Consider the following 8,209-nt stretch of genomic DNA (forward strand, 5'->3'; position numbering starts at 1 on the left):
CGACAAAACATCTTGCCGATGCGTTTTTGCCGGATGGTGAGCAAATTGGCTGACAGCAGCAACTGATCCCCCGGCAGCACGGGGCGGCGGAAGCGAACGCCATCGATGCCGGCAAAGAGAGCCAACCGCCCAGCCACATCCGGCAACTTGGTCAACACGATCCCCCCCAACTGCGCCATGGCCTCGACGATCAGAACGCCGGGCATGATCGGTCGGTTGGGGAAGTGCCCCTGGAAAAAGGGCTCGTTGAAGGTGACGTTTTTCAGGCCCACCGCCCGTTGCCCTGGTTGATACTCCACCACGCGATCCACCAGCAAAAAAGGGTAGCGATGGGGCAGGATCTCCAGGATTTGATCCGTGGTGAAGACGGGGGGAGCGGTTGCCAACTGGGCAGCTGCTTCAGCCGAGAGAAGAGGTGGAGGAGAGACATCAGAGGACATAGTAACCCACAGAGCCAGAAGACAAACCGTGAAACCGTGACGTACTCCCGCACTCATGCTGACGCATAGAGTGCAGGCTTCATGGCTTACGCCACGCTTCGCCAACAGTGACTCCTGCCCAATGGCAGGACATTTCCTGAGCTTGAAGAACGGGACGCCCCACCGCTCTGGATTTGATAACTCGCGCCGAGTTGTGATCCCGTGACAGCCTTAGCCCGCAGGAGGGGCAATCGTGCCACCGCTCATGCAGCTTTTTGGGCACCTCACGACCACACCCCGAGCACCCTTGACTGCTGCCGCGGGGATCCCCTGCAATCGTCAACAGCCCAGCTCTTTCAGCCTTGGCTGCCAGAATTTGCAGGAACTGCCCCCACCCAGCATCATGCACAGATTTGGCCAGTCGAGTCCTCGCCAGACCTTTGATGTCCAACGCCTCATGGGCTATGTGCTTTCTTGTCTGCAAAAGTTTGCGGGCAGTTTTGTGGTGAAAATCTCGGCGCTGGTTGGCTACTTTCTGATGTGCCTTGCTCAACCTCTTGACCGCTTTCTGGTAGCGGTTTGGCCTCTTCTGCTTGCGCGATACAGACCGTTGCAGCCGCTTGAGGGGCTTTTGCGCCCTACGGTAATGCTGAGGAACCTCAACCGCCTCACCCTCATCGGTGACCAAGAAAGAGCTTAGCCCCAGGTCTATCCCCATCGTGTTTTCCCACGTTGGCGGGTCAGGGCTCCATTCCGGGACAGACGAATCCTGCAAACTCAAGGTGACGTACCACCCATCCACCTTGCGGGTGATGGTGGCCGTTTTGATAACAAACCCCTCAGGCAAAGGACGGTGTTGGACCAGCTTGACCGGCCCAATTTTGGGCAGATGGATAAACTGCCCTCGAATGCAGTCCTGCTTCATCTGAGGGAAGGTGAAGGAGCGATACCGCCCAACACCCTTAAACCTGGGCCTGCCTGCCCGCTTGCCGTTACAGTCACCTTTTAGCCATCGGTCAAACGCTCTTTGCACTCGTTCTACACAGTCTTGGAGCACCTGGGAATGAATCGCTTGGTATTCGGGGAAGAGAGCCTTTGTGTTTACCAAGTCTCGTTTCTGTGAGTCGAAATCGGGCTTGTCTTTCAACTCAGGCAGATGGCAGACCGTCAAGGAGCAGGCATGGATATTGCAGCGATTCTGCTCCCACCCGTTGAACCGTTCTGCCAGGCGATAGTTGTACTGCTTACGCAGCAGCTCCAGCCACTCACCCATCAGGGCGACTTGGCTAGCAGTAGGGCGCAAGCGGTACTGGTAAGCGGTTCTCATGATGAATGCATTGTACCTGTTGAACGCTCCCGCCTCTCATCCTGACTCTGACCGGCCCGCCCCCCCTATATCCCCCCGCCCCCCTATATCCCCCCGTATACGGGGGGACTGGGGGGCTGGGGGGCTGGGATATAGGGGGGTACAGAGCGGGGCTTCCAGGACTACGTCCCGCTAGCGCGAACGGCGGATTAGCTAAAGCCCGCATGGGCGGGCATTGAACCCAAAGCAAGGCCGCACAGAGAAATTGCAGCAGGCCAGGAACTTTTCACCCATCCCAGCAGCCGGGATCCCCCTCAAAACGAAGAGCGAGATTCCACCCCACCGAGGCAAAGGGGATCCCTTGCTTGCTCTTGAGCTGGCTCCACCTGCAGGGATCCACTCTTGAGCAACTGCTCAGCCAAACGGTGGTGGAGGGCGTGGCCCGCCTTGTAGGCCACAATGTGCCCCTGCAAGCGGCAGCCCAACAAGCTGAGATCTCCTAGTAAATCTATCAGCTTATGGCGCACCGGCTCATCCGGGAAGCGCAACGGCCCCAACCACTCGGTTTTGCTGCAGACGATAGCATTTTCCAAGCTGCCCCCCTGAATCAGCCCCTGTTGGTGGGCCAGCTCCGCATCCTGTTGGCGGGCGAAGGTGCGGGCCGGGGCAATGGATTGGACAAAGTCCGCCCTGTTCTCCCGCCAGCTCAGCCACTGTTGGCCGATAGGGCAGTCGGCAAAATCGATGCCATAGGTAAAGCGAAACCCGGGGTAGGGCACGGCGCTGACAAAGGCTTCCCCTGCCCAGACCGTGACCGGCTCCTGGATCACCCCCAGCAGGGCCGGCTGCTCCTGGGCCAGGATCCCGGCTTGGGCAACGGCCTCCACAAAGGGCAGGGCGGAGCCATCCAGAATCGGCAGCTCCGGCCCCTCCACCTCGATGCGGCAGTTGTCGATGCCCAGCACGTAAAGAGCGGCCAACAAGTGTTCCACCGTCTGCACCTGGACAGGGGGGGATCCCTGCTGTAGACGGGTGCAGAGAGCGGCAGGGGCCAGGGATCCCAACCGAGCGGGGATGGGAGGGGAGCCCCGCTGATCCACCCGCACAAAGACTCGACCGCTGCTGGCAGGGGCCGGATGCAGGCTACAGCGAACCGGCAGGCCGGTGTGCAGGCCCACCCCCTCTAGGGAAATAGAGCTGGCCAAGGTGTGTTGTTGTTCTCTCATAGGTCTCTATGGCCAACGCTCTTGGCCCCGGTCGAAAACGCGATAGTAGAGTTCCCGATAGCCAACGCGCAGGCTGCTGCTGGCGTCTGCCAATTTGCCTTTGCGACTGCCGTAGGCGCTGAACACCTCGTAAGTATCTCCCTCAAAGAAAAACGAGGAGACATCGGAAACCTCTTCCCCCCCCAACAACTGCCAACGCCCCCCCCGAAATCGCAGCCGGTAGTGGGCCCTGTCCAAGCTACCGGAGGGGCGGTCGATGGCGGCGTCGATGCGGCCCTCGTACTCCGGCGGCTCGGCTCCTGCTATGGGTCGAACCTCGACGGAGATATCGCGGTAACGGCAGTTGGGGCGGCTGCATAGGCGGATCGAGCGCATGGCCTCGGCAATGGCTTCCAGCCGCTGTCGCGCCTCGGCCAGAGAAAAGTGCTCCGCACCGCTATCGCGAACGAGCTGGGGCGACACCTGAGTCGGCTCTGCTGCTGGGGAGAGCGACGAATGGGCAGCCAAGGCTGGGGATCCCCAGCAGCACCCCAGCAGCAATAGGCACATCCAACTCAGCCAACGGCGGTAGGCGGATCCCATCGGCGCAATCTATGACAAGATCTAACTCCTCTACTTTAGGGGATCCCTATCTGCGATTTCTGAGCAATGCCGGCATCGTCCAACTGGGCTCAGGAGCGATTGGCGCAGGTACGCCTTGTGTTAGTGCGGCCGGCAGGGCCGCGCAATCTCGGGGCCATTGCCCGCGTGATGAAAAACATGGGCCTGCGGCAGTGGGTGTTGGTGGATCCCCAATGCGATCCCCTCGACGCAGAAGCAGTCACCATGGCCGTGCATGCGACGGACTTGCTCCGCCAAGCCCGGCAGGTGCCAACCTTAGCCGAGGCCCTTCAGGGATGTGTGCAGGTATTCGGGACAGCAGGCCGCCGCGAGCCCTACCCGCCCGAATGGCAAATTCAGTCTCCCCGCCAGGCTTTCCCGGAGCTGCTGGCTGCCGGCCCTGCCGCTCTGGTGTTTGGCCCTGAAGATCGGGGCTTGAGCAACGAAGAGCTGGCCCTCTGCCATCGCCAGATCCAGATCCCCACCGATCCGGCCTACCCTTCCCTGAACTTGGCCCAGGCAGTGGGCATCTGTTGCTACGAGCTGCGCACCCTCCTCTGCCAGAATCTTCCCCCGCCAGTGACCAGCTCTGGGATCTCAAAGCCGGCTCCCTTCGAGCTGCTGGAGGGTTTTTTCGGCCACCTGGAGGCGCTGTTGCTGCAAATTGGCTACCTGCACCCCCACACCGCTCGCCGCAAGATGCTCAAGCTGCGCGCCCTCTTTCACCGCGCCGGCCTGACCGTGTCCGAGGTGGCCCTGTTACGCGGGATCCTGCGACAACTCCAGTGGAGCCAAAAATCTTCTCCTCGAGAACCCCCAAAAAAAGAGGATCCTCATCCTGCTGAGAGTGGATCCTAGCTGCCGCGGCCTCTGGCCGGCTGCCTCTGAAAACAAACCTCTGGGAACTGAGACAAGGGAATCCAGCTAGGTCTGGATGGTCTCCCTGCGGCAAACTTGATTTGACGGAGAGGGTGGGATTCGAACCCACGGTGGCTTGCGCCACGACAGTTTTCAAGACTGCTTCCTTAAACCACTCGGACACCTCTCCAGAACCTATCTTAGGCTGTGCAGTTGCCGCTTGTGCAGCTCGAGGGGTCCTGCTATCCCTGCTAACGGGTTGTGGGGAGGAATGGGGATCCGCTATAACCCACTGAGGGATCCCTGGCTATGCGATGAGAGGACATTTTTGCCCAGGTCAGGTGCAACTTCTGGCTTGGCTGTCGCTAGCGTTGTTGGCTGCCTGTCGCCCTTGGCCAGACGCATCTCCTTCCGAAGCTGCCCCCCCGGATCCGGTGCTGCGCCACATCGGCGAAGATGGCACCCATTTTGAGGCTTCCGTGGGCGATACCCGCGCTCTCCCTCCCCACTTCCCGCACCAGTTGCGCTTGCCCGACGCCACCGTCATCTCTTCGGGGCAAATTTGGGATCAGGAAGGAGGGCTTGCCTCCCTGATTTTGCAGACCTCTCAACCTCTCTCGGAGATCGCCGCCTACTACCGCCGCACCCTCTGGGGCCGGGGCTGGGATCTCCTCTCCGATCTCGAGCAGGCCGGCGGCATCCGCACGCTGGTGTTCGAGTCTCCCCCTCGCCCCGACAGGCCGCCCCAGCAGGCGGTCATCCAAGTGGGATCCCCCCGCCGCGGGCCGGATCAGGTGGAGTATCGCGATATCCTGATTTTGCTGAGTACCGTCGTCCCTGGCGGCGAAGCGCAGCCTGCCGCTGCAGCCGCTCCCTAGAGCATGCCCGTCTATACTCAAGCGATTGAAATTGCCGCTGGCGTGGCCCAGGTGGAGCGCTGTCTAATCGATCCAGCGCTGATGCGGCGCTGGCTCAACCCCCTGTTGGGCTGTGAGGCGCTGGGATCCCCCACTGGGCAACTGGGCAGCCGCTACCGCTTTTTCCTGCGCCTGCCGCTGGTTTCCCCCAGCCTAGACTGCGTGATCGCCGAGCGGGCCGAGGGCCTGGTGCAGTGGCAGTTTGAGGGTTTTTTTCAGGGCACCGACCGCTGGGAATGTTGCCCCCAGCCGCTGGGAACGCTATTGGTAAACCGCTTTGAGTTTTGCATCCCCAACCCTTGGGTGGCGGCAGGGTTCTATCTGGTGGCAGCGGAGCTGACCCGGCACGACATGCGGGCACAACTGCGACGGCTAAAGGCAGTGGCCGAGGCTTTGGGTTAGGCTGGTGGCAGGTAGTAAAGAAACGTAAAAAATGGCAATGACCAGCAACAGCAGCCTGTTCAACCGTCGCTTTTTCGACAACTTCATCCCCCAGCCGGCCAACAGCCCTCTGCAGATTGGCGAGCTGGCCCCTGACTTTGAGCTGCCCAATGTGCACGGGGATCCCGTGCGCCTGTCGGACTACCGCGGCCAAAAGCCGGTGGTTCTGGCCTTTACCCGCATCTTTACAGAAAAGCTCTTCTGCCCCTTCTGCTACCCCCACATCCAGGAGCTGAAGGCCCGCTACGAGGAGATCCGGGCTCTGGGAGCAGAGCTGCTGATGGTTACCAGCACCGACCCGGTGCAAAGCCAACAGATCCAAGCCGACCTGGAACTGCCCTATCCGCTGCTGGTGGATCCGGAGTGCAAAACCTTTCGGCTCTACGGCGTCGGCCAAGCCCTGGGGGCGCCCCTGCCAGGCCAGTTCATCGTGGATCGCGAAGGGAGGCTGCGCTATAAGCACCTCTTCTCCTTTGCCGAGCCCAACGCCAGCACCGACGAGGTGCTGCGGGTCTTGCGAGAAGGGCTAGCCAGCGGCTGGGATGGAACCCGCCGGGTGGCTCCCGTGCCCTTTTTCTAAGCCTTCCTAGGCAAGCCCGGAAGAGGAGAGGAAAGAGGTGGTCTTTGCGCGGCTGGCCCAGAATAGCGCCCGTCAGGCGGAGATCCTAGAAGTAGTCCTGCGCCACGGCTGGGACTACATGCGGCGCTTGCTCTCTTTGGGCAAGGCGGAAGAGCCGCAACTGCCACCACCCCTGGTGCTGCGCAACATCCTGGTGGATCTGGGGCCGGTCTATGTGAAGCTGGGCCAGTTGCTGAGCACCCGCCCCGACCTGCTGCCGCGGGAGTATATCGAGGCCCTCAGCACCCTGCAGAGCAATGTGCCCCCCGTGCCCTGGAACGCGGTGGAGATCCTGCTGCGCCAGCAGTTGCGAAAGCCGCTGGAACAGGTATTCAGCAGCCTCGACACGGAAGCGGTGGCGGCGGGATCCATTGCCCAGGTCCATCGCGCCCATCTCGTCAGCGGCGAAGCGGTGGCCCTCAAGATCCAGCGGCCCGGCGTGGAGGCAATAGTAGAGCGGGATACAAGGCTCATCCGCAGCATTGCTGAATTGGTGGCGCAAACAGAATTTGGCCGGCTGGCAGACGTGGTGGCCTTGGCGGATGAGTTTTGCCGGGCCATTCAGGCGGAGCTGGACTTTACCCAGGAAGCCCGCCACACGGAGCAGCTGCGGCAACGCCTGCAGGCTGGCCGTTGGTTTGATCCCAACCAACTGGTGGTGCCGCGCGTCTATTGGGCTCTTACCACCCCCAAGGTGCTGACCCTGGAGTGGATCGAAGGAAAGCCACTCCTGGAGGCGGATCGCAGCGACGCCGAGCCGCAGCAGCTTGCCCGCCTGCTCACCCGCGCCTTTTTCCAGCAGATCTGCATCGACGGCTACTTCCACGCCGATCCCCACCCCGGCAACTTGTTCTATTTGGGATCCGGTCGCGTAGCCCTCTTGGACTGCGGCATGATTGGGCGGCTGGATCCGCGCACGCAGCAGATTGTGCTGGAGCTGATTTTGGCCATCGTCAGCCTGGATGCCCAGCGCTGTGCCGAACTCACCCTGGAGCTGGCCCTGCCGGAAAGCCCCAGGGGCCGCTTGCGGGATCCCGCCGTCAGCCTGGCCCAGTTGCAGCGGGAATACGAGCGTCTTTTGCGGCAGTACTACACCCTAACTGTGGCCGAGCTGGATTTTAGCCAGCTTTTCTCCGAGATCCTGCAAGCAGCGCGGCGCAACCAGATCCGCATCCCCGGCAACCTGGGGCTGTGCGCCAAGGCCCTGGCCAATCTGGAAGGGATCGCCCGCCAGCTCACCCCAGACTACAATCTGCCGGAGCAAATTCGCCCCCTGATGGCGGACGTGTTTCGGCAGCAGTTGCTGGGGGAAGCTCCCCTACCCTCGCTGCTGCGCACAGCCTTGGACCTGAAAAACCTCTCGCTGCAGTCGCCGCGGCAATTGGAAGTGCTGCTTAGCCGCATCACCTCGGAAACCCAACGCTGGAACCTCACCATCCAAGAGCTGGAAGACCTCCGCATCAGCCTGGATCAGTCGGCCAACCGCCTCTCCTACAGCATCCTGGTCGGATCCCTGATTATCGGCGCCGCCATCATCTCGGCGCAAACCCAGCGCTTCCAGGTCTTCTGGCTGAGCGAGCTGCTTTTTGGCGCCGCCAGCCTCTTGGGACTGTGGCTCATCCTCAGCATCCTCCGCTCCGGTCGCCTGCGCAATTAGCCCCTAGCTCGGACTTGCCAGGGATCCCGATCCTAGCCATGTTGCCAAAAGCACATAAAAACGGTATCAACGCTTCTGCGAGCGCCTCGCCAAAACCCGCAAAAGCCGATTTTTTCGTTGACCCGCTCGATGCCTTGCGCCACAAGGCTTTCAGGCCTCTCACCCC

9 protein-coding genes and 1 tRNA gene are annotated in these 8,209 nt (G+C 61.4%); 5 read left to right on the plus strand and 5 right to left on the minus strand.

Translation table 11 applies throughout. The annotated features are described in order from the left end of the window. From fabZ to SYN60AY4M2_RS12285, 4 genes are all read right to left on the minus strand, one after another. Positions 1–440 (minus strand): 3-hydroxyacyl-ACP dehydratase FabZ (fabZ, locus tag SYN60AY4M2_RS12270; protein WP_099813356.1); only part of this gene is annotated, 440 nt, incomplete at its 3' end. A 79-nt stretch (positions 441–519) separates the two neighbouring features. Beyond that, positions 520–1,746, minus strand: coding sequence for an RNA-guided endonuclease TnpB family protein (locus SYN60AY4M2_RS12275; RefSeq protein WP_099813042.1), 1,227 nt, complete (start codon positions 1,744–1,746; stop codon positions 520–522). A 293-nt stretch (positions 1,747–2,039) separates the two neighbouring features. Beyond that, positions 2,040–2,951, minus strand: coding sequence for a UDP-3-O-acyl-N-acetylglucosamine deacetylase (lpxC, locus tag SYN60AY4M2_RS12280; RefSeq protein ID WP_011430774.1), 912 nt, complete (start codon positions 2,949–2,951; stop codon positions 2,040–2,042). Positions 2,952–2,957: 6 nt separating this feature from the next. Then, positions 2,958–3,533, minus strand: a complete 576-nt coding sequence (locus SYN60AY4M2_RS12285) for a hypothetical protein (protein WP_011430773.1) — start codon at positions 3,531–3,533, stop codon at positions 2,958–2,960. A 66-nt stretch (positions 3,534–3,599) separates the two neighbouring features. Between SYN60AY4M2_RS12285 and SYN60AY4M2_RS12290 the strand changes: the two genes are divergently transcribed. Next, a complete protein-coding gene (locus tag SYN60AY4M2_RS12290; RefSeq protein ID WP_099813043.1) occupies positions 3,600–4,409 on the plus strand; it encodes an RNA methyltransferase in 810 nt (269 codons plus the stop codon). A 105-nt stretch (positions 4,410–4,514) separates the two neighbouring features. Here the strand turns inward: SYN60AY4M2_RS12290 and SYN60AY4M2_RS12295 are convergent. Beyond that, positions 4,515–4,599 (minus strand) — tRNA-Ser (locus SYN60AY4M2_RS12295). Between the two features lie 124 nt (positions 4,600–4,723). On the opposite strand from SYN60AY4M2_RS12295, the gene SYN60AY4M2_RS12300 reads away from it, so the two are divergent. From SYN60AY4M2_RS12300 to SYN60AY4M2_RS12315, 4 genes are read left to right on the plus strand one after another with little or no spacing between them, the layout of a single operon-like run. Next, on the plus strand, positions 4,724–5,287 hold the full coding sequence (locus SYN60AY4M2_RS12300; RefSeq protein ID WP_011430771.1) for a hypothetical protein: 564 nt from the start codon (positions 4,724–4,726) through the stop codon (positions 5,285–5,287). A gap of 3 nt (positions 5,288–5,290) precedes the next feature. After that, the gene (locus SYN60AY4M2_RS12305) at positions 5,291–5,728 is read left to right on the plus strand and encodes an SRPBCC family protein (protein ID WP_099813044.1); all 438 of its coding nucleotides are present in this window, start codon (positions 5,291–5,293) and stop codon (positions 5,726–5,728) included. Between the two features lie 31 nt (positions 5,729–5,759). After that, positions 5,760–6,347 carry a peroxiredoxin family protein gene (locus SYN60AY4M2_RS12310; protein WP_346426058.1) on the plus strand — a complete coding sequence of 196 codons (588 nt, stop codon included), beginning with the start codon at positions 5,760–5,762 and terminating at the stop codon, positions 6,345–6,347. Positions 6,348–6,384: 37 nt separating this feature from the next. After that, complete coding sequence (locus tag SYN60AY4M2_RS12315; protein ID WP_011430768.1) at positions 6,385–8,043, plus strand: AarF/ABC1/UbiB kinase family protein; 1,659 nt, start codon at positions 6,385–6,387, stop codon at positions 8,041–8,043. Positions 8,044–8,209: the final 166 nt, after the last annotated feature.

Origin of the sequence: Synechococcus sp. 60AY4M2, from assembly GCF_002760375.1 — a bacterium.
Lineage (GTDB): Bacteria > Cyanobacteriota > Cyanobacteriia > Thermostichales > Thermostichaceae > Thermostichus.

Coding starts and splice junctions, on each gene's coding strand:
- SYN60AY4M2_RS12275 (WP_099813042.1), bottom strand. CDS start 1,746: ATGAGAACCGCTTACCAGTACCGCTTGCGCCCTACTGCTAGCCAAGTC.
- lpxC (WP_011430774.1), bottom strand. CDS start 2,951: ATGAGAGAACAACAACACACCTTGGCCAGCTCTATTTCCCTAGAGGGG.
- SYN60AY4M2_RS12285 (WP_011430773.1), bottom strand. CDS start 3,533: ATGGGATCCGCCTACCGCCGTTGGCTGAGTTGGATGTGCCTATTGCTG.
- SYN60AY4M2_RS12290 (WP_099813043.1), top strand. CDS start 3,600: ATGCCGGCATCGTCCAACTGGGCTCAGGAGCGATTGGCGCAGGTACGC.
- SYN60AY4M2_RS12300 (WP_011430771.1), top strand. CDS start 4,724: ATGAGAGGACATTTTTGCCCAGGTCAGGTGCAACTTCTGGCTTGGCTG.
- SYN60AY4M2_RS12305 (WP_099813044.1), top strand. CDS start 5,291: ATGCCCGTCTATACTCAAGCGATTGAAATTGCCGCTGGCGTGGCCCAG.
- SYN60AY4M2_RS12310 (WP_346426058.1), top strand. CDS start 5,760: ATGGCAATGACCAGCAACAGCAGCCTGTTCAACCGTCGCTTTTTCGAC.